This window comes from Mesorhizobium sp. AR02 (genome assembly GCF_024746835.1).
Taxonomy (GTDB): Bacteria; Pseudomonadota; Alphaproteobacteria; order Rhizobiales; family Rhizobiaceae; genus Mesorhizobium.
In genome coordinates this window covers 845,415-867,643 of the sequence record NZ_CP080531.1, presented here as the reverse complement: position 1 = coordinate 867,643, position 22,229 = coordinate 845,415, and the positions used below count along the sequence as shown (strand labels likewise).

18 protein-coding genes are annotated in these 22,229 nt (G+C 64.3%); 3 read left to right on the top strand and 15 right to left on the bottom strand.

Annotation, left to right across the window (positions count from 1 at the left end):
• Positions 1-84 precede the first annotated feature (84 nt).
• Positions 85-1,680, top strand: coding sequence for a GMC family oxidoreductase (locus DBIPINDM_RS08720; RefSeq protein ID WP_258585360.1), 1,596 nt, complete (start codon positions 85-87; stop codon positions 1,678-1,680).
• A 224-nt stretch (positions 1,681-1,904) separates the two neighbouring features.
• Here DBIPINDM_RS08720 and DBIPINDM_RS08715 read toward each other — a convergent pair whose 3' ends face one another.
• Positions 1,905-2,732, bottom strand: a complete 828-nt coding sequence (locus tag DBIPINDM_RS08715) for an NAD-dependent epimerase/dehydratase family protein (protein ID WP_258585359.1) — start codon at positions 2,730-2,732, stop codon at positions 1,905-1,907.
• Between the two features lie 155 nt (positions 2,733-2,887).
• Between DBIPINDM_RS08715 and DBIPINDM_RS08710 the strand changes: the two genes are divergently transcribed.
• Complete coding sequence (locus DBIPINDM_RS08710; RefSeq protein ID WP_258585358.1) at positions 2,888-3,619, top strand: FadR/GntR family transcriptional regulator; 732 nt, start codon at positions 2,888-2,890, stop codon at positions 3,617-3,619.
• A 48-nt stretch (positions 3,620-3,667) separates the two neighbouring features.
• Here the strand turns inward: DBIPINDM_RS08710 and kdgD are convergent, their stop codons facing one another.
• The 4 genes from kdgD to DBIPINDM_RS08690 all read right to left on the bottom strand — a co-directional run bounded on the left by kdgD (position 3,668) and on the right by DBIPINDM_RS08690 (position 7,817).
• Positions 3,668-4,600 carry a 5-dehydro-4-deoxyglucarate dehydratase gene (gene kdgD / locus DBIPINDM_RS08705; RefSeq protein WP_416361746.1) on the bottom strand — a complete coding sequence of 311 codons (933 nt, stop codon included), beginning with the start codon at positions 4,598-4,600 and terminating at the stop codon, positions 3,668-3,670.
• Positions 4,601-4,685: 85 nt separating this feature from the next.
• Positions 4,686-5,513 carry an ATP-binding cassette domain-containing protein gene (locus tag DBIPINDM_RS08700; protein ID WP_258585356.1) on the bottom strand — a complete coding sequence of 276 codons (828 nt, stop codon included), beginning with the start codon at positions 5,511-5,513 and terminating at the stop codon, positions 4,686-4,688.
• Positions 5,510-6,583 carry an ABC transporter permease gene (locus DBIPINDM_RS08695; protein ID WP_258585355.1) on the bottom strand — a complete coding sequence of 358 codons (1,074 nt, stop codon included), beginning with the start codon at positions 6,581-6,583 and terminating at the stop codon, positions 5,510-5,512. Before DBIPINDM_RS08695 ends, DBIPINDM_RS08700 begins: the two co-directional genes overlap by 4 nt.
• Positions 6,584-6,725: 142 nt before the next feature.
• The gene (locus DBIPINDM_RS08690) at positions 6,726-7,817 is read right to left on the bottom strand and encodes a sugar ABC transporter substrate-binding protein (RefSeq protein WP_258585354.1); all 1,092 of its coding nucleotides are present in this window, start codon (positions 7,815-7,817) and stop codon (positions 6,726-6,728) included.
• Positions 7,818-8,003: 186 nt separating this feature from the next.
• On the opposite strand from DBIPINDM_RS08690, the gene DBIPINDM_RS08685 reads away from it, so the two are divergent.
• Positions 8,004-9,038, top strand: a complete 1,035-nt coding sequence (locus DBIPINDM_RS08685; protein ID WP_258585353.1) for an aldo/keto reductase — start codon at positions 8,004-8,006, stop codon at positions 9,036-9,038.
• 65 nt (positions 9,039-9,103) lie between these two features.
• On the opposite strand, the gene DBIPINDM_RS08680 is transcribed toward DBIPINDM_RS08685, so the two are convergent.
• The 10 genes from DBIPINDM_RS08680 to DBIPINDM_RS08635 all read right to left on the bottom strand — a co-directional run bounded on the left by DBIPINDM_RS08680 (position 9,104) and on the right by DBIPINDM_RS08635 (position 22,213).
• Positions 9,104-9,916: an NAD-dependent epimerase/dehydratase family protein gene (locus tag DBIPINDM_RS08680; protein ID WP_258585352.1), complete on the bottom strand. Its 813-nt coding sequence runs from the start codon at positions 9,914-9,916 to the stop codon at positions 9,104-9,106.
• Between the two features lie 3 nt (positions 9,917-9,919).
• The gene (locus tag DBIPINDM_RS08675; protein WP_258585351.1) at positions 9,920-11,122 is read right to left on the bottom strand and encodes a pyridoxal phosphate-dependent aminotransferase; all 1,203 of its coding nucleotides are present in this window, start codon (positions 11,120-11,122) and stop codon (positions 9,920-9,922) included.
• Positions 11,119-12,738, bottom strand: coding sequence for a hydantoinase B/oxoprolinase family protein (locus tag DBIPINDM_RS08670; protein ID WP_258585350.1), 1,620 nt, complete (start codon positions 12,736-12,738; stop codon positions 11,119-11,121). Before DBIPINDM_RS08670 ends, DBIPINDM_RS08675 begins: the two co-directional genes overlap by 4 nt.
• Positions 12,735-14,831, bottom strand: coding sequence for a hydantoinase/oxoprolinase family protein (locus DBIPINDM_RS08665; RefSeq protein WP_258585349.1), 2,097 nt, complete (start codon positions 14,829-14,831; stop codon positions 12,735-12,737). The genes DBIPINDM_RS08670 and DBIPINDM_RS08665 overlap by 4 nt, the downstream gene beginning before the upstream one ends.
• Positions 14,828-16,498, bottom strand: a complete 1,671-nt coding sequence (locus tag DBIPINDM_RS08660) for a thiamine pyrophosphate-dependent enzyme (RefSeq protein ID WP_258585348.1) — start codon at positions 16,496-16,498, stop codon at positions 14,828-14,830. Before DBIPINDM_RS08660 ends, DBIPINDM_RS08665 begins: the two co-directional genes overlap by 4 nt.
• A gap of 116 nt (positions 16,499-16,614) precedes the next feature.
• Positions 16,615-18,021: an FAD-binding oxidoreductase gene (locus DBIPINDM_RS08655; protein WP_258585347.1), complete on the bottom strand. Its 1,407-nt coding sequence runs from the start codon at positions 18,019-18,021 to the stop codon at positions 16,615-16,617.
• A gap of 54 nt (positions 18,022-18,075) precedes the next feature.
• Entirely contained in the window at positions 18,076-18,840 is a 765-nt protein-coding gene (locus DBIPINDM_RS08650) for an amino acid ABC transporter ATP-binding protein (protein WP_318036930.1), read from the bottom strand.
• 12 nt (positions 18,841-18,852) lie between these two features.
• Complete coding sequence (locus DBIPINDM_RS08645; protein ID WP_258585346.1) at positions 18,853-19,926, bottom strand: amino acid ABC transporter permease; 1,074 nt, start codon at positions 19,924-19,926, stop codon at positions 18,853-18,855.
• 3 nt (positions 19,927-19,929) lie between these two features.
• On the bottom strand, positions 19,930-21,096 hold the full coding sequence (locus tag DBIPINDM_RS08640) for an ABC transporter permease subunit (protein WP_258585345.1): 1,167 nt from the start codon (positions 21,094-21,096) through the stop codon (positions 19,930-19,932).
• An 82-nt stretch (positions 21,097-21,178) separates the two neighbouring features.
• A complete protein-coding gene (locus DBIPINDM_RS08635; RefSeq protein WP_258585344.1) occupies positions 21,179-22,213 on the bottom strand; it encodes an amino acid ABC transporter substrate-binding protein in 1,035 nt (344 codons plus the stop codon).
• Positions 22,214-22,229: the final 16 nt, after the last annotated feature.

The following is a 22,229-nucleotide window of genomic DNA, read 5'->3' as shown; positions in this document are numbered from 1 at the left end:
TTTCTCTTGACGCGACACAAGCGACTTGAGATCGTTGCGTGGAGGAGAGCAGGGCACTGATTTCGCGCTGCCAAGGGAGTGAGAATGTCTGACTACATCATCGTCGGCGGCGGCTCGGCCGGCTGTATTCTGGCCGCCAGGCTGAGCGAGGATCCGGACGTGTCGGTCACCTTGGCCGAGGCCGGTCCGCCCGACACCGATCGCTACATCCATCTGCCGGTCGGCTTCTTCAAGATGACGTCGGGACCGCTGATCTGGGGCTATGACACCGCCCCCGGCAAGGCGATCGACGGCCGCATCATGGTCTATCCGCAGGCGCGGGTGCTCGGCGGCGGCTCCTCGATCAACGCCCAGGTCTTCACGCGTGGTTGCCCGCAGGATTACGACGGCTGGGCGGCTGACGATGGCTGCGTGGGGTGGAGTTACACCGAGGTGCTGCCCTATTTCATCCGCTCCGAGGGCAACGACACCTTCGCCGGCCGTGAGCACGGCATCGATGGACCGCTCGGCGTTTCCAGCGGCGCCCCGCATCCGCTGACCCGCATCTTCGTCAAGGCGGCGCAGCAGGCGGGTCTTCCCTTTCGCGCCGACTTCAATGCCGGCGAGCAGGCAGGCACCGGCTTCTACCAGACGACGACCCGTCAGGGGAAACGCTCAAGCACGGCGGTCGCCTATCTCAAGCCGGCGCTTGGCCGCAGGAATTTGAGGCTGCGCACCGACGCGACGGTCGGCCGCATCGTCGTCGAGAACGGCCGCGCCATCGGCGTCGAGATCATCGCCAACGGCCGTAGCGAACTCTTGCGCGCCGAGCGCGAGGTGATCGTCACCGCTGGCGCCATCGGCTCGCCGAAGCTGTTGATGCTGTCCGGCATCGGCCCGGCCGCGCATCTCGGCGAGCATGGCATCGAGGTGGTCCATGATCTCGCCGCCGTCGGCCAGAACCTGCATGATCACATGGATGTCGACGTCGTCGCCGAGCTCAACGGGCCGCATGGCATCGACCGCTACAAGAAGAAGCGCTGGCAGGCCGTCGCCGGCCTGGAATACGCGCTGTTCGGCAAGGGGCCGGTGGCGTCCAACATCGTCGAGGCCGGTGGCTTCTGGTGGGGCGACCGTGCGGAGAAGACGCCCGACATCCAGTTCCATTTCCTGCCCGGCGCCGGCGTCGAGGAAGGCATCGGCTCGGTGCCCGGCGGCAATGGCTGTACGCTGAATTCCTACCATGTCCGCCCCCGTTCGCGCGGCAGCGTCACGCTGCGCTCGGCGGATTTGCGCGACAAGCCGATCATCGATCCCAATCCCTTCGCCGAGCGCTACGATCTGGAGCGCGCCATTGACGGTATCGAAATCAGCCGCGAGATCCTGTCGCAGCCGGCTTTTTCAAAATACATCAGCCGCGAGCACCTTCCGGGCGCGGCAATGCAGGGACGCGCGGCGCTCGAAGCCTTCGCCCGCGAACACGGTCGCAGCGCCTACCACCCGGTCGGCTCATGCCGCATGGGCGGCGATGCCGACAGCGTCGTCGATCCCGAGCTTCGTGTGCGCGGCCTTCAGGGTCTGCGTGTCTGCGACAGTTCGGTCATGCCGAGCATCGTGTCTTCGAACACCAACGCCGCCGTCATCATGATCGCCGAGAAGGCGGCAGATCTGATTGTGGGGCGGAAGCTGCCGACGGCGTAAGTAGGATAATCGCATACGGTCGCGCCAGCCCCCTCTCTCCGTCTCGGGCTTCGCCCGAGCCACCTCTCCCCCATTTCATGGGGGCGAGGAAACGCTAATCGCAGAGGGCGCGGCCTTCAAAGGCTTGGGTTCCTCGCCCCCGCGGGAGCGGGGGAGAGGTGGCTCGGCGAAGCCGAGACGGAGAGGGGGAGCGCCATAGGCGATAGTCTGACAGCGCAACAACCTCACTCCGCCGGAAACATCGCGCTTGGCGGAAAATCATCGCGGCTGTAGTCCACCAAAATGAACTTGCCGCCCTGGTAGCGCTCGACCACTGGGTTGTCCGTCACCTTGCCGCGCACGCGCTCGGCCTGGTTGTCGGAACTGTCGAGCGGCGTCCAGCCGATCTTCTTGCGGGCATCGTGCCGCCAGAAACCACGGCTGTTGTTGGACTGGCCCCAGATGACGGAGCAGTCGACGCGCTCCGCTTCGGCACAGCGCTCGATCAGGCGGACAAAATCGTCGTGCGATATCCAGGTCGACAGGATGCGTTCGTCGGGCACCTCGGGCAACACCGAACCGATACGGATCAGCACGCTTTCCACCGCATGCTTGTCGAAGTAGAGCCGCGCCAGCATCTCGCCATAGGCCTTCGACAGGCCGTAATAGCCGTCCGGGCGCAGCAGGCAGTCCTGGTCGAGGATTTCCGTCCGCTCGTAGAGCCCGACCGCATGCACCGAAGACGGGAAGACCACGCGCGCCTTCTGGCTGCGCGCCGCCTCGTAGACGTGGTAGGTGCCGCGAAAATTGGGGCCAAGCACGGTCTCGAAGGATTGCTCGGTGGAGATGCCGCCGAAATGCAGGATCAGGCCGCAACCCTCCGCCAGATCGTTCACCGCCCGCTGGTCCTCGAGATCGGCGATGGTGAAGCTTGCGTTTGGCGGCAGCGGGATCGGCAACGGCACGACATCGGTGAGCCGCAAGGTCCAGCCCAGCGCCGCCAGCCGGGCTGAGAGCAGCCGTCCAATCGTGCCGGAGGCTCCGGTCAACAGCACCGGTTTGTCGGGGATCATCACGCCCTGTCCTTTCGCTGAGGCCGCAGATATGTTCGCGCGGAGCTGGCAAGGCGAATGAAGGCTGGTCGCGGCAAACGCGTCGCAAATGTCATCATATCACCGTATAAATAATGGGTTGCCAAGGACGGCGGTTCGTTTATTGCTTGGTGGCGATGAAACGTTCCTTTGGCCTTCCCCCGCAGATCAGCCGCACGGCGCAGGTTGCCGACTGGTTTGCGCGCGAAATACGTGCCGGCCATCTGACGAGCGGCGAGAAACTGCCGACCGAGCAGGAACTGATCGCGCAATTCGGTGTCAGCCGCACGGTGATCCGCGAAGCCATGGCTTCTCTTCGATCGGAGGGCCTTGTCGTCAGCCGACAGGGATCCGGCGTGTTCGTCGCCGACCATCAGGCCAGCACCACGTTCCGCATCGTCTCCGACGAGCTGCACTCGCTGACGGAAGTCCAGAACGTGCTGCAGCTTCGGCTTGCTGTGGAACAGGAAGCCGCCGGCATCGCCGCCGAGAAGCGCAGCGACGACGACCTTGCCCGCATGCGCGATTGTCTTGACGCCATCGATGCGTCGATCGCAGCGGGAGAGAGCGCCATCGAGCCGGATTTTGCCTTCCACCGGGCGATCGCCTCGGCCACCGGCAATCCCTATTTCGAGCGCTTCATGCATTTTCTCGGACCTGTCGTCATTCCTCGCCAATCGATCCGCCCGCGGGACGAAACGCCGGAGCAGCGGCGGCACTATCTGGAGCAGGTCCAGATGGAGCACCGCCGCATCTATCAGGCCATCGAGCGGCAGAATGTCGAAGCCGCCCGCTTCACCTTGCGCGAACATCTCGAAGCCGGGCGGGAACGCTATCGCCGCATGGTCGATGGTCACGCCAGATCGTAGCAAGCCGTCAACTCCGGTCTTCGATCCGCTTCCGCAGATCATCCCGTCCTACGCCAGCTCCGCGACCGGCATTTTGCAGGACTGCATGAGCGCCGCGAGCTGCCGCTCCTCATCATCAGTCAGGTCCAGAAGCGGTGACCTCACCGGGCCGCAGTCGATCCCGGCAATGCGCGCGCCGGCCTTGACGATCGACACGGCATAGCCGGCGCGCCGGTTGCGGATGGCGAGGTAGGGCAGGAAGAACGAGCGGATGACATCACCGACCTCGGTCGTGCGCCCGGCGCGCAGCGCATTGAAGAAGCGCAGCGCAATCTCGGGCGCGAAATTGTAGATCGCCGACGAATAGGTCGTCATGCCGATGGCCGCCGCGGCAGTGGCATGGACTTCGGCCGTCGGCATGCCGCCGATGAAGATCAGGCGATCGTCCATGCGGTAGCGCAAGGCGGTGAGAAGCTCGATGTCGCCGACGCCGTCCTTGAGACCGATCAGGTTCGGACAATCCTGCGCCAGGCGCTCAAGCGTCTCGGGCGTCAGCACCGCATTGTCCCTGTTGTAGGCGATGACGCCGATGCCGACCGAACGGCAGATGGCCGTCAAGTGGCGGCGCAGGCCTTCCTGCTCGGACTTGACCAAATAGGGCGGCAGCACCAGCAGTCCATCGGCGCCATTGGCTTCAGCGGCCTTGGCGAATTCCACCGCCATATGCGTGCCGTAGCCGACGCCGGCCAGCAACGGCAGATGATCGGGCACCTCGTCAGACGCCGCCCGCACGACGCGCTTGTACTCCTCGAGCGTCAGCGAAAAGAATTCGCCCGTGCCGCCGGCGGCAAAAAGCCCGCTCGCGCCGGCATCGCCTTGGCTGGCGACATGGGCGCGATAGCCGGCTTCGTTGAAGGCGCCGTCATCGTCGAAGAAGGTCAGCGGAAAGGACAGCAGCCCGCGGCCAAGGGATCTGGTCAGTTCGGTGGGTGAGAACGTCAAAACAAGCACTCCATGTAGGGAGCCGGCAAGTGGATGGTCTTGTCGGCAGGGATTTTGGCGGCGGTGGCGTTTGCCGACGGCGGGTTCATACGAGGCCCGGCCGCACTTCGGCCGCGGCGGCGTCGATCGCCTTGCGGCCGAGGCCCGATTTGACGATGCGGATCAATTCCTCCTCGCTGGTGTCGGCCGTGGAGGCGTCGAGCGCGACCTCGCCCGAATGCAGGAAGTTGATGCGGTCGCAGACTTCGAAAATCTGGTTGTAGTTGTGGACGATCAGGATCACCGAGACCTGGCGCTGCTGGCGCAAATTCTGGATCAGGCCCAGCACATGCGCGCTCTCACGCACGCCCAGTGCCGCCAGCGGTTCGTCAAGCACCAGAATCCTGGGTGACGAATAGATCGAGCGGGCGACCGCGATGCACTGGCGCTGTCCGCCCGACAGGAGGTCGACCGTGCTGTTGACGCTGGGGATCGAGATGCCGAGCGTATCGAGATAGAGCTGGGCCTGTTCGCGCATCTTCCTGTTGTCCAGCAGGTTCAGGCCAAGGAAGCGCTTGTGGTACTCGCGGCCCAGAAACATGTTGTGGAAGACGCTGAGGTCGCCGATCAGAGCCAGGTCCTGATAAACGGTTTCGATGCCTTGGGCGCGCGCATCGCGCGGCGAGGCGAAACGCACCTCCTTGCCTTGCGAGACGATCGTGCCGGTATCGGGCTGGTGGAAGCCGGACAGGATCTTGATCAGCGTCGACTTGCCGGCACCATTGTCGCCGACCAGCGCCAGGACTTCACCCTGGCGTAATTTGATCGAGACATCGACGAGGGCGGTGACGGCGCCGAAACTCTTGGAGATGTTGGACATCTCCAGCACGACGGGCGAATCCTTGCTGAGGGGTGGAATATCTTGCGTGTTCATACGCGCCTCCGTGTGCGCAGGCGGTCGACCTGGATTGAGAGGATCATCGCGGCGATGATGGCCGCGCCGAGATAGATGTCGGATACGGTGGCCTGGGCGCCGATCATCACCAGGCCGTTGTTGAGCGAGGCGACGACGAAGGCGCCGATCAGCGCGCCGATGACGGTGCCGGAGCCGCCCAGCAGCGAGGTGCCGCCGATGACCGCGGCCGCGATCGCCTGCAAGGTGAGGAACGGGCTGCCGGCCTGCGGGTCGGCCGAGGTGAACTGGGCGGTGTTGATGATGCCGGCAAAGGCCGCACAGCCGCCGGCGATCATGAAATTGTAGATCTTCATGCGGTCGGTGCGCACGCCGATCTCGCGGGCGCCGATGATGTTGCTTCCAGTCGCGATGGTGTGCAGGCCGAAAGTCGTGCGGTTCAGCACCAGCGCCAGCACCAGCACGACCAGCACCGCCCACAGGAAGGGCGTGAACGCCGTAATGCCGTGCCAGGACAAGAGCGTATCCGACGGCTGGTAGAGGCTCTGGCCGAGGATGGCGTTGAAGGGTTGCTCGACCGGCGCCACGATCGGCTGGCTGTTGTAGATCGAGACGACGATGCCTTGCAGGAAGAACAGCATGCCGACGGTGGTGATCAGCGACGGCACCTTGAAGCGCACGGTGATGATGCCGTTGATGGCGCCGACCAGTATGCCGATCAGCACGCCGATCAGCGCGCCGACGGCCAGCGGCACGCCATATGTGACCGACAGCAGCGCCATGACATAGGGGGCGATCGAGAAGATGGCGCTGAGCGACAGGTCGATCTCGCCGGTGATCATCAGCATCACCTCGGCGGCGGCGATCAGGCCGAGCCGGCCGGTGTCGCGCAGCACCACGCTCATGAATTGCGGCGACAGGAAACCGCCATCGCTGCCGAACTGGAAATAGATGACGAGCACGATGGCGACGACGGCGATGCTGGCCTCGCGATAGCGGGACAAAAGGATCAGCAGCCTTTCCGTCATCGTGTGCGGGACCTTGACGCCGACGGCGCTCTTCTTCGCAGGTTTGGTTTCTGTGGGCGGCACTCTTGTCTTCCTGATTGCGAACTTTGGGCGAAGAACCGGATCGGCGACGAAGGCGAAAGCCGCCAGATCGGCAGCCGTTGCTGCCCCCGCCACATCATCCGAAATGAAGCGACGAGGGCAGGCGTTCACGGGGTTGACCGTGTCAGGTCGGCTCGACGTCGCTGCGGCCCTCGAAGCGCGACTTGCCGACATAGGCGTCGACATTGTCCTTGGTCACATAGGCCTGGCTGGTGTCGCTGTTGGCCGGGCCGACGAGGCCGCCCGACAGCTTGTAGAGATACATCTGCTGCACCGGCAGGAAGCCCTGCAGATAGGCCTGCTGGTCGGTGGTGAAGTTGACGTCGCCGGCCTTGATGAAGTCCAGCGTCTGCGGGAACAGGTCGAAGCCGGCCACCGCACCGCCAGCTTTCACCAGGCCGTATTTGTTGGACACGAAACCGCAGGCATAGGTGTCGGAACCGCCGGTGCCGAACAGGCCGTTGACGGTCTTGTGGCTGAGATAATAGCTCTCGACGCGCGAGATTTCGGTTGCCGGATCCGGACCGGTGTTGACGACATCGTAGGTGACGCCGCTGTTGCTGTCCTTGATCGCCTGGATGTAGCCGTCGAGGCGCGGCTGCGTGTTGAGCGAGCCCGGCACGCCGATCGACAGCATGACGTGGCCGCCCTTGGGGATCAGCTTCAGCCACTTCAGCGCCGAGTTGTAGCCGGACTGATAGAGCGGCTGGCCGACATAGGAGAGCCGCTTGTTGGGGCTGCCGACCGGCACGTCGGCGTTGAAGGCAACGACCGGGATGCCAGCCTGGGCGGCCATGTCGGTGGCGGCGTCGAAAGCCGTCGGATCGACCAGGCACACCGCAATGCCGTCCGATTTCTGCGCGATCGCTGTCTGCATGGCGCTGACCATTTCGGAGACGACATTCTTCTGCGAACCCGTCCACTGATAGCTGCAGCCGAAGGCGGCACAGGCATCCTGGATGCCGTAGACGGTCGGGGTGAAGAACTGGTCGAGCGTCACATGGCAGACGAAGTGGAATTTGTAGGGCTTCTTCGGCAGCCCGGGCGATGAATCGGCTGCCCGGGCAGCGCTGATGCCGCCAGCCAGGCCGGCGCCCGCCAGGCCGCTGGCGAGGCCCGCTGCGCCGAGGCCGAGCTTCCCGGCCAGTGCGAAGGCACTGCGCCGGCTGATGCCGGCATTCACCATCTCCATCTGATTTTTCGTCTCGTCGTCCATGCGTTCCTCCCTTGTCACTTTGTAGGCGTCGCTGCATTTGTCGTCTGGTTACATTGTTATATGACAACTTTTGTGTCAATGCTTTTTCGCCGCCGAGTTCAGGACGGCCCTCTGCGGTCTCAATGGCGCGGGAAGACGGCCGTCTGGGCGGCACAAATGGACGATCAGGAATTACAGGAAGAGAAAATGGCTGAAATCGAATTCAGGGCTGTCGCGAAGAATGGCCTGAAGGTGACGACGATCGGGCTCGGCGGCACCGGCCTGGGCAACATGTACCGCGCCGTCGATACCGACGCCGCGGTCAAGACCGTACAGGCGGCTTACGACAATGGCATCCGCTATTTCGACACCGCGCCTGTCTATGGCTTCGGCGTCAGCGAGGCCCGGCTTGGGTTGGCGATCAAGTCGCTGCCGCGTGCCGACATCGTCATCTCGTCCAAGATCGGTTACGACCTCGTGCCCATTCCGCCGGAGGAGCTGAAGCCGGCACTGTGGGACCAGCCCGGCTCCTTCCGCGCCGAGTTCGACTATTCACGCGATGCCGTGATGCGTTCGCTCGAGGGCACGCTGAAGCGGCTCGACACCGACTATGTCGACATGGTCTCGATCCACGATCCGGACGAGGCCATTCATTTCGCTCCGGGCGAGGACCCCTATGCCAGAAGCCGTTTCAGGGAAGCCATGGACGGCGCCTATCCGGCGCTCGACGAATTGCGTTCGCAAGGCGTCATCAAGGCGGTCGGTGTCGGCATCAACCAATGGCAGATGCTGTCTGATTTCGTCGTCGCAGGTGCGTTCGACTATTTCCTGCTCGCCGGCCGCTACACGTTGCTCGAACAGGAGCCGCTGGCGACCTTGCTGCCGCTCTGCGAGCAGCGTGGCACAAGGATCATCATCGGCGGCCCCTATAATTCCGGCATATTGGCAACGGGCGCCGTCAAGGGCGCGACCTTCAACACCAGACCGGCGCCCGAGCCGGTGCTCGAACGCGTCCGCCGCATCGAAGCGGTGTGCGCCCGCCATCATGTATCGCTGCCGGCGGCCGCCCTCCAGTTCCCGCTCGGCCATCCCCTGGTGTCGAGCGTCATCCCGGGCGCCCGTTCGGCCGAGGAACTGAAGCAGAATCTGGCCTATCTGCGAGAGGATATTCCGCCAGCGCTGTGGGCCGATCTCAAGCAGGCCGGTCTCATCGAAGCCGGCGCACCTGTTCCCGCGGCGTGATTGGCGATGGCCGGCAGTTCAGCGGCATGTCGGAGAAATGCCTCGGACGGCGCATCGCTCTTCTGTCACGCGGGCTTGTCGTCCGGATGCCCGAGCTCGCAGAACCAGCCGCCTAGATATTTTACCGACGGTCTTTTCGGATCGGGAACGGGGGTCTTTGCTTCCACGGCGGCGCGGAACGGCTCGGCGCTGTCTTGCGGGATGAACCCCAGATGGTCGGCGCCGCTGTTGTCGACCATCTTCAGCCTGTTATCGGATATGCCGAACGAAATCGTGTGGCCGACACGCGGCGCGGTGAGCGATGCCTCGACCAGCCGCACGCAGTCGGCAAAGGAAAGGTAGGACCACATCATGCGCCGGTCCGCCGGTTCGGGGAAGGACGAGAAGATGCGCAGGCACACCGTCTCGATGCCGAACTTGTCCCAGTAGAGCCGGCTGAGGCTCTCGACGAAATTCTTCGACACGCCATAGAGGCTGTCGGGGCGCACCGGCGCGTCGACGCCGATATGGGCCTCGACCTCATGATAGCCGATGGCATGCACCGAGGAAGCGTAGATGACGCGCTTCACACCGTGTTTCCGGGCGCCTTCGTAGATATGGTAGGAGCCGCGGATGCTGGAATCCAGGATCGTCTGCCACTCGCATTCGAGCGGCGCGCCACCGAAATGCACGATGGCGTCGCAATCCTTGGTGGCGGCGATCGTCGCCTCCATGTCGGCGAGGTCGAACACCGCTTCTTCTTCGTGCGGCGCGAGATCGCCGAACGGTTCACGTCCTGCCAGGCGGATCGTCTTCGCCAGCGGCACCAGGCCCTTGCGCAGTTCCGAACCGAGGCGGCCGGCAGCACCGGTGATCAGGATACGGTCGTAATGCGGCATCATCTACTCCACTTGCGCGACGGCGGCGTTGATCCGCGCGATCGCCTCGGTCAGCACCTCTTCGCTGGTCGCGGTCGAGATACGAAAATAGGGTGAAAGTCCATAGGCAGCACCCGGCACCGATGCCACGCGGCCTTCGTTCAAAAGATAGTTTGCGACCGCCGTATCGTCGTCCAGCACAATGCCCTTCGGCGTCTTGCGGCCGATCAGGCTGGCGCAGCCGATATAGGCATAGAAGGCGCCGTCCGGCGGTGACAATGCGAGGCCATTGATCTTCCTGATCCCATCGACGACCAGATCGCGGCGCGCCTCGAACGCTTGCCGGAATCGTGCCACCTCGTCCTGTGGGCCGTTGAGCGCGGCCACCGTCGCTGCCTGCGCGATGGAGCAGACAGAGGTGCAGGACTGGCTCTGGATGGTCGACATCGCCTTCACTAGCGGCGCCGGTCCGGCCGCATAGCCGACACGCCAGCCGGTCATCGCATAGGATTTCGAGACGCCGTTGACGATCAGTGTGCGATCCCTGAGTTCCGGGCAGGCCTTGCCGAACGAAACGAATTCGCGGCCGTCGAAAAGGATGTGCTCGTAAATCTCGTCGGAGAGCACGAGCACCTGCGGATGCCTTGCCAGAACCGCACCCAGCGCTTGCAGATCCGATTGCGAATAGACCGCACCGGACGGGTTGCCTGGCATGTTGAGGAAAAGCCATTTCGTCCTTGGCGTGATGGCCTTCTCCAGCACGTCCGGCGTCAGCCGGAAACCCGATGTCTCCGGGCATTCGACGGTAACAGGCGTGCCGCCGAGCAGCTTCACCATTTCGGGATAGGAGACGAAATAGGGCGCCGGCAGGATGGCCTCGTCGCCACTCTCCAGCGTCGCCATCAGGGCATTGAAGATGATCTGCTTGGCGCCGTTGGCCACCACGATGTCGTCGGCCGTATAATCCAGCCCGTTCTCGCGCCGGAGCTTGCCGGCAATGGCTTCGCGCACCTCGGCCGTGCCGGCAGCACCGGTGTAGAGCGTCTGTCCGGCTTTCGCTGCGAAATGGGCGGCATCGATGATGTGGCTGGGCGTCGGGAAATCCGGTTCGCCCAGGCCGAGATCGATCACGTCGACGCCCTTGGCGCGCAGCGCCTTGGCGGCTTGCGAGGCAGCCATCGAGGCCGAGGGCTTCACCGCCGACAGGCGCGAGGCAATGTAGCTCATTTGCCGTCCTCCGAAATGTATTGCTTGGAGCGGTCGTTCGCCCGCGCCTCGGTGCTGCGTTTGGCCGGATCGCCATAGCCGCCGCCGCCCGGTAATTCCAGGATCAGCCGCCGGCCGGCCGGAACGTGCTGCCAGCCCTTGGGCCGCATCTGCGTGCCATCGTCGAGCTTGACGACCCCGGCCACTCCGGGCTCGCCGCCATTGCGGCCGTGGGCCGGGTGATTGACGCGGTCGAACATGGCCGAGAAGTCGAACTCATGGCCTTCGATCGCGGCGATCTCGATAATCTGTCCGAGGCCGCCACGGAATTCGCCGTCGCCACCGGAGTCCGGCCGCAGCTCCTTGCGCCAGATGACGATTGGCCCGGTATGCTCCGTCGCCTCGATCGGCATGGTGTGCACGCCCGACGGGAAAGCCGTCGCCGACAGGCCGTCGAGGCCCGGGCGCGCGCCCATGCCGCCGGAATTGAACATCAGCACTTCGGCGCGGCGGCCGTGGCCGCCCGCGACCGGACGCGCCGAGATGTGGATGTTCCACAGCGCGCCGGCGCCTTCAGCAAGGATCTTGCCGGGCAGTGCCTGGGAGATCGCGCCCAGCACCAGGTCGGGGACCATGTGGCCGAAGATGTGCCTGAGCGCCACCGGCGCCGGCCGCACCGCGTTGAGGATGTTGACCGGCGATGTCACGGTGAAGAAGGCGAGCGAAGCGGCGTTGTTGGGAATGTCGGGCGCCACCACGCATTTCAGCGCGTAGCAGGCATAGGCCTTGCTGTAGATGATCGGGCAGTTGATGCCCCAGCGGCTCATCGGGTCGGTGCCGGTGAAATCGACCTCGACATGGTCGTCGCGGACCGACACTTTTGCCGCCAGTTTCACCGGCGCGTCATAGCCGTCGGTGACGAGTTCGTTCGACCAGCTGCCCTTCGGCAGCGCCTTGATGCGTTCGAGCATGGCGTCGCTTGTGCGCGAGAAGATGAAGCCGCCGAGCCCGTCGAGCGAGGAGAGCCCGATCTCCTTCATCATGTCGACGAGACGGCGATGACCGACCTCGTTGCAGGCGGCGAGCGAATAGAAATCGCCGACCACCTGGTTCGGCTCGCGGACATTGGCGCGCAGGATCCTGACGAGGTCGAGATTGACCTTGCCCTTTTCCGCGAACTTCATGATCGGGATCTGGATGCCTTCCTCATAGACCGACTTGGCGTCGGCGCCGAAGCCGCGCCCGCCGACATCGACGACATGCGCGGTGCAGGCGAAGAAAGCCACCAGCTCGCCGTTCAGGAAGGACGGCGACACCATGGTGATGTCGTGCAGATGGCCGGTGCCCAGCCAGGGATCGTTGGTGACATAGGTGTCGCCCTCGAACATGGCGTCGCGCGGGATTTCGTTCATGAAATGCAGCACGGCCTCGGCCATGGTGTTGACATGGCCGGGCGTGCCGGTCACCGCCTGCGCCAGCATCTGGCCGCGCGGATCGAACACGCCCGCCGACAGGTCGCCGGACTCGCGCACCGAGGTCGAGAAGGCGGTGCGCAGCAAGGTCAGCGCTTGCTCCTCGACCACCGAGATCAAGCGGTTCCACATCACCTGCATGCGGATGTCGCCGATGTCGCTCATGACTGGCTGCCTTTGCGGATCAGAAGGATGGCGCCATCGCTCTGGATGACGGCGTCGAAGCTGGTGGTGACGACGGTGGACGTCTCGCGTTCGACGATGACCACTGGCCCCGCGACGCGGTCGCCGGCGCAGAGCGTATCACGTTCGACGATGCCATAGGTTTGCGGCTCGCCACTTGCCGGATCGAACACCGCGCGAGTGGTGGCCGGCTGGCTGGTCCGCGTGCCTGCCGTAAGTTCATGCCTGGCGACATCAGGCCGGATATCCGTCGCCTTGACCGACCAGGTGACGATCTCGATCTCCAGCCCATCGAGCCCTTCGATGGCGCGGCCGAAGAAGCGCTCGTAGTTCGCCTCGAACAGGTCCCTGAGCCCTGCGACGGCATCCTCGCCGAACGGCTCATCCGGCACCGGCACCGGGATTTCCCAGCCCTGGCCGGCATAACGCATGAAAGCGGTGATTTCGCAGGTGATGCTGCCGCTGGCGCCGCTGCGCACGAAGCTTTCGGCTGATGCCTTGAGATCGCCAAGCAAGGCATTGACCTCGGCCGGCTGGAACCGCGACAGGCGTGTGAGCTTCGACGCCAGCGCCTCGTAGCCGAATGGCGCCTTGAGGAAGCCGATGGCCGACCCGACGCCTGCGCCCTTGGGGACGATGCAGCGTTCGATGCCGAGTTTTTCGCAAAGCCTTGCCGCGTGAAGGGGAGCAGCACCACCAAAGGCGATCATCAGATTGTCGGAAATGTTCTTGCCATTCTCGACCGCATGGACGCGGGCGGCATTGGCCATGTTTTCGTCCACCACTTCGCAGATACCGAAGGCCGTCGACATGGCGTCGAGCGACAGGCGCTCGCCGACATCGCGCAGGATGGCCTGTTCCGATGCTGCCGTGTCGAGCCGGATCGCGCCGCCGGCGAAATTGTCGGGGTCGAGCTTGCCGAGCACCAGGTCGGCGTCGGTGATCGCCGGGCGCTTGCCGCCGCGGCCGTAGCAGGCCGGGCCCGGCTCCGACCCGGCACTTTCCGGTCCGGTCTGGATCCGGCCCATGGCGTCGACCCAGGCGATCGAGCCGCCGCCGGCGCCGATCTCGATCATCTCGATCACGGGAATAGAGATCGGCATCCCCGAGCCCTTACAGAAGCGGTAGGTGCGCGCCACCTCGAAGGTTCTCGCCGTGCGTGGCGCAAAGTCCTCGATCAGGCAGATCTTCGCGGTCGTGCCGCCCATGTCGTAGGAGACGACCTTTTCCAGGCCGAAGCGCCGAGCGATATCGGCGGCGAAGATGGCGCCGCCGGCCGGGCCGGACTCGACCAGGCGCACAGGAAATTCGGAAGCCGTCTCCACCGAGATCAGGCCACCACCCGAATGGATCATGAAGACCGGGCATTCGGCGCCCATCTCCTTCAGCCGCGTCTGGAAGCGGGCGAGATAGTCGGCCATTTGCGGCCGCACATAGGCGTTGGCGCAGACCGTGTTGAAGCGCTCGAACTCGCGCATCTGTGGCGACACTTCGGCGCTGATCGAAATCGGGATGGTCAGCTTACGGGAGAGAATTTCGCGCGCACGGCGCTCATGAACCGGATTGGTGTAGGCGTGGATGAAGCCGATCGCCACCGAGCCGAAGCCGCCGGCAGCGATCCGCTCTGCAATCTCCTCCAGGGCGGCTTCGTCGAGCGGCTGCAACTCCTGCCCCTCGGCGCCGATGCGGCCCTTGACCGTGAAGCGGTGTTCGCGCGGGATGAGCGGCGTCGGCAGTTGCAGGTTCAGATCATACTGCTCGAAGCGGTTTTCGGTCCGCATCTCGATCACGTCGCGAAAGCCTTCGGTCGTGACCAGTGCGGTCTCGGCGCCGCGGCGCTCGATCAGGGCGTTGGTGGCGAGCGTCGTGCCATGGATGATGATGCCGATCTCGGCAGGCGAAATCCCGGCATCGCGGGTAACGACGGCAATGCCGTCGAGGATCGCCTGCTCGGGCGCCGCATAATTGGTCAGCACTTTGGTGGAGAACAGCGTTCCCCGGAGCTCAAGCGCGATATCGGTGAACGTGCCGCCTATATCAGCGCCAAGACGGATATCGTCGGTTCTGGAGGTCATGCCTTGGCCTTCTGCGAAGCGAGCGCGGCTTCGCGCATCTGGGAGAGGGTCTGCCGGGGCGTCAGCGCTTCGGGCGAGATGGCGATGTCGAGGACGGCGCCTGTCGCCGAGGCGAGCGCTCGCTGAAATGCCGCGGCAAAATCGCCGGTGGATTCGACCCGTTCGGCGTGGAAGCCATAGGCCTTGGCCAGCGTGACGAAGTCCGGGTTCTCGAGCGAGGTTCCCGAGACGCGGGCGGGATAGTGGCGCTCCTGATGCGCGCGGATGGTGCCGTAGATACCGTTGTTGATGATCAGCACGATCGGTTGCGCGCCCGCCTGCATGGCGGTTCCAAGCTCCTGGCAATTCATCTGGAAATCGCCGTCGCCGGCAAAGCAGACGACCGTACGCTCAGGGAATACGACCTTGGCGGCGACAGCTGCCGGCAGACCGTAGCCCATGGCGCCCGACTGCGGCGCAAGGAGCCGTGCCTGCGGCCCGAACTTGAAGAACTTATTCGGCCACACGGTGAAATTGCCGGCGCCGTTGGTGAGGATGACGTCGGCGGGCAAGGTCTCGCGCAGCCAGGCGCTGACAGCCACCATATCCACCGGGCCGGGCTGGACGGGTGCCGCGAATGTCCCTTCATAGGCCTTGCGCGCCGCCGCGCGCCAGTCGGCCCAGGCGCCCTTGACCGGGGTCAGCGCCCTGGCGAAGGCATTCGGGCCGGCATGGATGCCGATTGCAGGCACATAAATCTTACCGATCTCGCGGTCGGAGCCGTGGACATGGATCAGCTTCTGGCGCGGCTGCGGCACCGACAGCAGCGTGTAGCCATCCGTGGTCATCTCGCCGAAGCGCACATTGACGGCCAGGATCACATCGGCGTCGCGGATCAGGTTCTTCACATGCGCCACCATGCCGACGCCGGCCTCGCCGACGAAGGCGGGTGAATGGTTGTTGAACTGGTCCTGGTAGCGGAAGGCCGCCACGACCGGGATGTCGGAGGCCTCGGCGAAAGCCTGCAGCGCCGTGCGTCCATCCTCTGTCCAGTTGGCGCCGCCCATGAGCAGGACCGGCTTTTCCACGGCCGCCAGCAACTTGAGCGCCGCAGCCATCGCATCCTGTGCCGGAGCGGCTTCGAAAATCGCCGCCGGCCCGTTTAGCGGAGCGGCTTCGGTCAGTGTGGTCAGCATGTCCTCCGGCAGGGCGACCACCACGGGGCCGGGCCGTCCGGTCGAGGCAGTGGTCCAGGCTCGCGCGACGATCTCCGGCAGGCGCGAGACGTCGTCGATCTCGACCGCCCACTTGGCGACGGTGCCGTAGACAGCCCGGTAGTCGATCTCCTGAAAAGCCTCGCGGCCCCTCATGTCGGTGCCGACCTGGCCGACGAAAAGGATCATCGGCGAGCTGTCCTGCATGGCCGTGTGGACACCGATGCTGGCATTGGTGACGCCCGGGCCGCGCGTGACGAAGCAGATGCCCGGCGATCCCGTCAGCTTGCCATAGGCCGAAGCCATGAACGCCGCGCCACCCTCATTGCGGCAGAGCACATAGTCCAGGCTGCCCTGCGTGTCGTGCAGCGCGTCGAGAACGGCCAGATAGCTTTCGCCGGGCACACCGAAGCTCTTGGTTGCGCCGAGCGCGATCAAGCATTCGACAAGAAGGCGGCCGCCATTGCGGATCATGTTTTCGACATCCTCGGTCTGGCGGCAAGCGGATCCAGCCTGCCTTTCGGATTCATACGTGCACGCTGGCGCAGTGGGACGAAATCAAGAAATGCCGTCTATTCGAAAGTTTTTCTTTACCCAGCAGTCCGCAGCAGAACGCCGGGGTTCATCGTGCCCAGCGGATCGAACGCATCCTTCAGCCGCGCCATGAGCTGCCGCTCCACCGCGCCGCGATTGCGCTCGGCCAGGGCGATCTTGGCGCGGCCCAACCCATGCTCGGCCGCGAAGCTGCCGCCCATTTGCGTGGCAAGCGCCGACAGTGCCTCGGCAAACTGCCCCGCCTTGCCGTCGAAATCGGCACGGCCTTCCGGCGGCGACAGATTGTAGTGGATGTTGCCGTCGCCGAGATGGCCAAACGGATTGATCCGCACGCCGGGCAGAATCTCGTGGCAGATTTTTGCACCGGCCTCGACAAAGCGGGCGATCGCACCCGGCGGCACCGAGATGTCGTGCTTGAGCTGTTCGCCTTCCAGGCGCTGTCCTTCCGGCTGCTCCTCGCGCAGCCGCCAGAACTGCGCCCGGTGTGCGCCCGATGTCGCCAGCGCGCCATCCAGGACCAGGCCTTGCTCCATGCCCCATTCCAACGCCGAATTCAGGATGTCGTCCAGGGGAACGCGGGGCGAGCCGGAGGCCAGCTCGACGAGCAGATAGACGTCGCCGCGTGTCTCCAACTGATAGGCGAGATCGGGCAAGTGCTTGAGCGCCAGTGCCAGGCCGACATCGCTGAAGAATTCGAGGCCGGTGAGGAATTCGCCTGCCTCGCCGCGCAGGAAGGCGCCGAACGACACGGCGGCGGCAAAGTCGGGCATGACGAGGAGCGCGCCCGCCTGCTGCCCTGGCACGGGATAGAGCCGCAGCACCGCGCGCGTCACGATGCCGAGCGTGCCTTCCGCGCCGCAGAACAGCTTGCGCAGCTGATAGCCGGCATTGTCCTTCTGCACGGCGCGCAGTCCGTCCCAAACCGTGCCGTCCGGTGTCACGACTTCGAGGCCGAGCACCAGATCTTGCATCATGCCATAGCGGAAAGCCTGGCTGCCGCCGGCATTGGTGCCGATCAGGCCGCCGACCCTGGCGCTGCCTTCCGCGCCGAGATGCATGGGAAACATCAGGCCATGCGGTTCCAGCGCCTCGTGCAGCGCGGCGAGCACGACGCCTGCCTCGACGGTGATCGATCCGCTCTCCCGATCCGGTTCGCCGATCGCCGTCATACGCGAGAGCGAGACGATCACCGCGTTCGGCTGCTCCGCGACGGCACCGCCGCAAAGCCCGGTGTTGCCGCCTTGCGGCACCACCGCCAGCCCGGCCTCCCGGCACGCCGTGACGACCGCGGCCACTTCAGCGGTGGTGGCCGGCCTCGCAACGCCGAGAGGTGCGACGCCATAACGGTTGAGCCAATCGCGCTGGTAGGGCGCGGCATCGGCGCCCGAAAGCCAGCCTTTCGGTCCGAGGATCGCGCGCAGTGCGGCTGTGGGGTCAGTCATGGAACTACCTGAAGATGTGTGCTGCTTCAAACCTTGCATCTTCAAAAATGCTGTTCAATGCCCCAGCACCTGCGACAGGAATTGTCGGGTGCGCTCGTTGCGGGACGCGGTGAAGAATTCTTCCGGCGGCGCCTCCTCGACGATCTCGCCGCCATCCATGAAGACCACCCGGTCGGCGACCCTTCGGGCAAAGCCCATCTCATGCGTGACGCAGATCATCGTCATGCCTTCGGAGGCGAGCGTCACCATGACGTCGAGCACTTCCGAAATCATTTCCGGATCGAGCGCCGAGGTCGGCTCGTCGAACAGCATGATCTGCGGCTGCATGCAAAGCGCCCGCGCGATCGCGACCCGCTGCTGCTGGCCGCCGGAGAGCTGGCCGGGAAACTTCATCGCCTGCTCGGGAATGCGGACCTTCTCCAGATAGCGCCGGGCGGTTGCCTCGGCTTCAGCGCGCGGCTGCTTGCGCACGATCATCGGCGACAGCATGCAGTTCTCCAGCACCGTCATGTGCGGGAACAGGTTGAAGTGCTGGAACACCATGCCGACCTCCCGCCGGATCTCGTCGATGTTGCCGACATCGTCGTTGAGCTCGGTGCCGAGCACGGTGATGCGGCCGCCATTGTGCTGTTCGAGGCGGTTGATGCAGCGGATCATGGTCGACTTGCCCGAGCCGGAGGGACCGCAGACGACGATCTTTTCGCCGCGCTCCACCGACAGGTTCACGCTCCGCAGCGCGCGGAACGTCCCGTAATATTTGTCGAGGTTTTCGATGCGGAGTGCTAGCCCTGCTGATGGGGTCGACTTGCCTGAGATCACGTCCGCGCCTCCTTAACGTTCGCTGACCGACATGCGGCGTTCAAGAAAGGCGCCGTAGCGGGACAGGCTGAAAACGAAGACGAAGTAGATGAAGGCGATGAAGGCGTAGACCTCGACATAGGCGAAGCGCCATTCGCCGGTTCCGTAGGCGGCATTGCCGGAAGCCAGGATCTCGAAGAAACCGACGATGACCACCAGCGAGGTCTCCTTGAACGAGATGACGAACTGGTTGATCGTCGCCGGCAAAGCGTTCCGCATGGCCTGTGGCAGCAGGATGCGGCCGATGCGTTGCCAATAGCGCATGCCAAGCGCCATGGCGGCTTCTTCCTGTCCTTTGGCAACGCCCTGCATGCCGCCGCGCACGATCTCCGCCTGGTAGGTGGAGAAGAACAGGGCCGAACCGAGGATCACCCGGTACAGCTTGTCGCCTTGCAGCCATTGCGGCAGCGCGAAGGGCAGGACGATGGCGAATGTGAACAGGATCGAGATCAGCGGCAGCGAGCGCACACCGTCGATGATCAGGCCGGTGGTGCGGGAAATCCAGGGCAGCTCCGACCGGCGCAGCAAGGCCAGGCAGATCGCCAGCGGGAAGCCGATCAGGCAGGTGGTGACGAAGATGAACAGGGTCAGCGCCAGCCCGCCCCAGGCTTCCTCGCCGACGAAAGGCAGACCGAGCACGCCGCCTTTCATCAGCACGTAGAAGACGGTGGTTCCGATCCCCCATACCAGCGCGATGCGGCGGCCCGTCCAGAAGGCTGGAATACAGCTCAGCACCGTCATCACCACCACGGCCACGCAGGCGAGCGCCGAGCGCCATTGCTCCTCATAGGGATAGAGGCCGAAGAGGATGATGCGCCACCTCGCCGCGATGACCGACCAGCACGCCCCGGCCGCGGCCTGGCAGGCTTCCGGCCCGCCGCTCGTGGTGAAGACGGCGGAGAAGACCGCCCAGTTGAGCAGCTTCCAGACGATGAAAGCCATGATCGCCAGACAGATCAGCGACATCACGGCCTGAAGCGGCGTCGCGAAAAACCGTCGCTTCAGATCCTCGAGCTTTCCGGGGGCGGGCGGAGCAACAATGTCCATATCTCAGCCCCTCAACTGATTGCCCTTGAGGGCAATGGCTTTGTTGAGGCGATTAAACAGCGCGGCCAGGCTGAGATTGATGGCGAGGAAGCCCGCCATCAGGATGCCGATCACTTCGAGGGTCTGGCCGGAATGATTGATCGTCAGCGCAACGATCATGAAGAAATCCGTGAAGCCGACCGCAATGCCCATCGTGGTCGCCTTCATCAACCAGACATACTGGTTGGCAAGGATCGGCAGCATGGCGCGCAGCGCCAGCGGCAGCCGCACCAGCGTGAACACCCGCCAGGGGCTGAGGCCCAGCGAGAGCGCCGCCTCCATCTGACCCTTGCCGACGGACTTGAAGCCGCCGCGCACGATCTCGGCGATGTAGGAGCCGCCATAGATCGCGATGGCGATGGCGAGCGCGGAAAACTCCGGTGGAATGCGCAGGCCACCCCTGAGGTTCAGGCCTTGCAGTGCCGGAAAGTCGATGAATGGCGCGTCGGGCAGGCGGCCGATCACCAGAAGAATGATCGCCGCGCAGGCAAGCGCTGCCGCAGCAGTGGCGAATTGGATGCCACGCCGCTGACCGATCGCCTGGCTGAGCCGCGATGTGCTGCCCAGCCAGAGCGGCAGCGCTATTGCCGCGACCAGGGCCAACAGGGCCAGCGCCATTGTCACGCCGCCGACATTCGGGAACGGGATGTAGAGCCCCCGGCTGGTGAGCAGAAAGCCCCAGGCTTCGTGCGCGGCGCGCGGTGCCGGCAAATGCGTGATCAGCGCGTACCAGAAGAAGACCTGGAGGATCAGCGGTATGTTGCGGAAGATGTCGACATAGGTGCGGCCGAGCAACTGCGCCAATTCGTTGGTGGAGGTGCGCGCCAGGCCGACGATGGTTCCGACTGTTGTCGCCAGCATCAGGCCGACGGTCCCCAGAAACAGTGTGTTGGTGATGCCGATGAGGAAGAACCACCAATAGGGGTCATTGGCGGTGGCGGGCAGCAGCGTGAAGTTCACGTCCCAGCCTGTCGACTTGAACAGGAAGTCGAAGCCGGAGGTGATGCCTTGCTCAGCCAGATTCCGTCGCGCGATCACGACCCCGGCGAGCACCAGGGCTGCGATCGAGCCGACATAGAGAACCTGCAACAGCGTGTTGCGGACCTTCTGATTTCTCAGCAGGCTGACCATCGATCAATCTTCCTCGAAATTGCCGTCGGCTCCGCCCGGCAAAGGCCGGGCAGAGCCTGGAACAGGATGCGTTCAGACCCGATCAGTCGATGACCAGCGGGAACAGGACGCCGCCATTGTTCCACAAATTGGTCAGCTCACGGTCCATCTTGTAGGGCGAATCCTTGCCGAGATCGCGCTCGAAGATTTCGCCGTAATTGCCGACATTCTTGATCACCTTGTAGGCCCAGTCGTCGGAGAGCCCGAGACCCTTGCCCATGCCCGGCGTCACGCCGAGGAACTTGGCCACTTGCGGCGAGGTCGGCTTGGCCTTGATCTCGTCGACATTCTTGGAGGTGATGCCTTCCTGCTCGGCGAAGATCAGCGTGCTCAGCGTCCAGTTGGCGATGTCGACCCAATTGTCGTCGCCTTGCCGCATGATCATCACTTCGGGTTCGACCGCCAGCACGTCGGGCAGGATGACATGGTCTTCGACCTTGCCTTTGGCGATGCGGGCGATCGCCAGCGTCGGACCCCACTGCGCATAGAGATCGCAGCGTCCCGAGAAATAGGCCTGTTCGAGTTCCTCGGTCTTTTCGATGAGCACGGGCTCGAGCTTGATGCCGAGCTTGGCCGTATAGGCCGCGACCTGCTGCTCCTGCGAGGTGCCGGCGGGAATGCAGATCGTGCCGCCCGCGGCATCCTTGAGCGACTTCAGATTGAGTTCCTTGTGCGCCATCACCTTGGTCGTGCCGAGGTAGTAGGACATCGAGAACTGCAGCCCGAGTTCGGTGTCGCGGCTGAGCGTGCCGCCCGACGCCTTGATGATGATGTCGACATCGCCCGATTGCAAAGCCGGCCAGCGTTGCGCCCAGCTGATCGGAACGACCTTCAGCTTGGTCGGATCGCCGAAGACGGCCGTGGCCACTGCCTTGCAGAGGTCGATGTCCATGCCCTTCCAGTTGCCCTTGTCGTCCACCTCGGCAAAGCCGAGATAGGAGCCGTCATGGCCGGTGCAGTTCAGCACGCCGCGTGCCTTGACTGTTTCGAGTGTCTTGCCGCCGGCGGCTTGCGCCGGCGCCGAAAAATGCACGAGGCCAAGGGCCAGGGCCGCAGCCCCCCATTTCATCGTCTTCATGTTGTCGTCTCCGCTG

Excerpts from the sequence above, each read along its gene's own strand:
- DBIPINDM_RS08675 (WP_258585351.1), bottom strand. The coding sequence starts at position 11,122 with ATGAGCTACATTGCCTCGCGCCTGTCGGCGGTGAAGCCCTCGGCCTCG.
- DBIPINDM_RS08665 (WP_258585349.1), bottom strand. The coding sequence starts at position 14,831 with ATGACCTCCAGAACCGACGATATCCGTCTTGGCGCTGATATAGGCGGC.
- DBIPINDM_RS08660 (WP_258585348.1), bottom strand. The coding sequence starts at position 16,498 with ATGATCCGCAATGGCGGCCGCCTTCTTGTCGAATGCTTGATCGCGCTC.
- DBIPINDM_RS08640 (WP_258585345.1), bottom strand. The coding sequence starts at position 21,096 with ATGGTCAGCCTGCTGAGAAATCAGAAGGTCCGCAACACGCTGTTGCAG.
- DBIPINDM_RS08685 (WP_258585353.1), top strand. The coding sequence starts at position 8,004 with ATGGCTGAAATCGAATTCAGGGCTGTCGCGAAGAATGGCCTGAAGGTG.
- DBIPINDM_RS08700 (WP_258585356.1), bottom strand. The coding sequence starts at position 5,513 with ATGAACACGCAAGATATTCCACCCCTCAGCAAGGATTCGCCCGTCGTG.
- DBIPINDM_RS08655 (WP_258585347.1), bottom strand. The coding sequence starts at position 18,021 with ATGACTGACCCCACAGCCGCACTGCGCGCGATCCTCGGACCGAAAGGC.
- DBIPINDM_RS08715 (WP_258585359.1), bottom strand. The coding sequence starts at position 2,732 with ATGATCCCCGACAAACCGGTGCTGTTGACCGGAGCCTCCGGCACGATT.
- DBIPINDM_RS08680 (WP_258585352.1), bottom strand. The coding sequence starts at position 9,916 with ATGCCGCATTACGACCGTATCCTGATCACCGGTGCTGCCGGCCGCCTC.
- DBIPINDM_RS08720 (WP_258585360.1), top strand. The coding sequence starts at position 85 with ATGTCTGACTACATCATCGTCGGCGGCGGCTCGGCCGGCTGTATTCTG.
- DBIPINDM_RS08635 (WP_258585344.1), bottom strand. The coding sequence starts at position 22,213 with ATGAAGACGATGAAATGGGGGGCTGCGGCCCTGGCCCTTGGCCTCGTG.
- DBIPINDM_RS08645 (WP_258585346.1), bottom strand. The coding sequence starts at position 19,926 with ATGGACATTGTTGCTCCGCCCGCCCCCGGAAAGCTCGAGGATCTGAAG.
- DBIPINDM_RS08710 (WP_258585358.1), top strand. The coding sequence starts at position 2,888 with ATGAAACGTTCCTTTGGCCTTCCCCCGCAGATCAGCCGCACGGCGCAG.
- DBIPINDM_RS08670 (WP_258585350.1), bottom strand. The coding sequence starts at position 12,738 with ATGAGCGACATCGGCGACATCCGCATGCAGGTGATGTGGAACCGCTTG.
- DBIPINDM_RS08690 (WP_258585354.1), bottom strand. The coding sequence starts at position 7,817 with ATGGACGACGAGACGAAAAATCAGATGGAGATGGTGAATGCCGGCATC.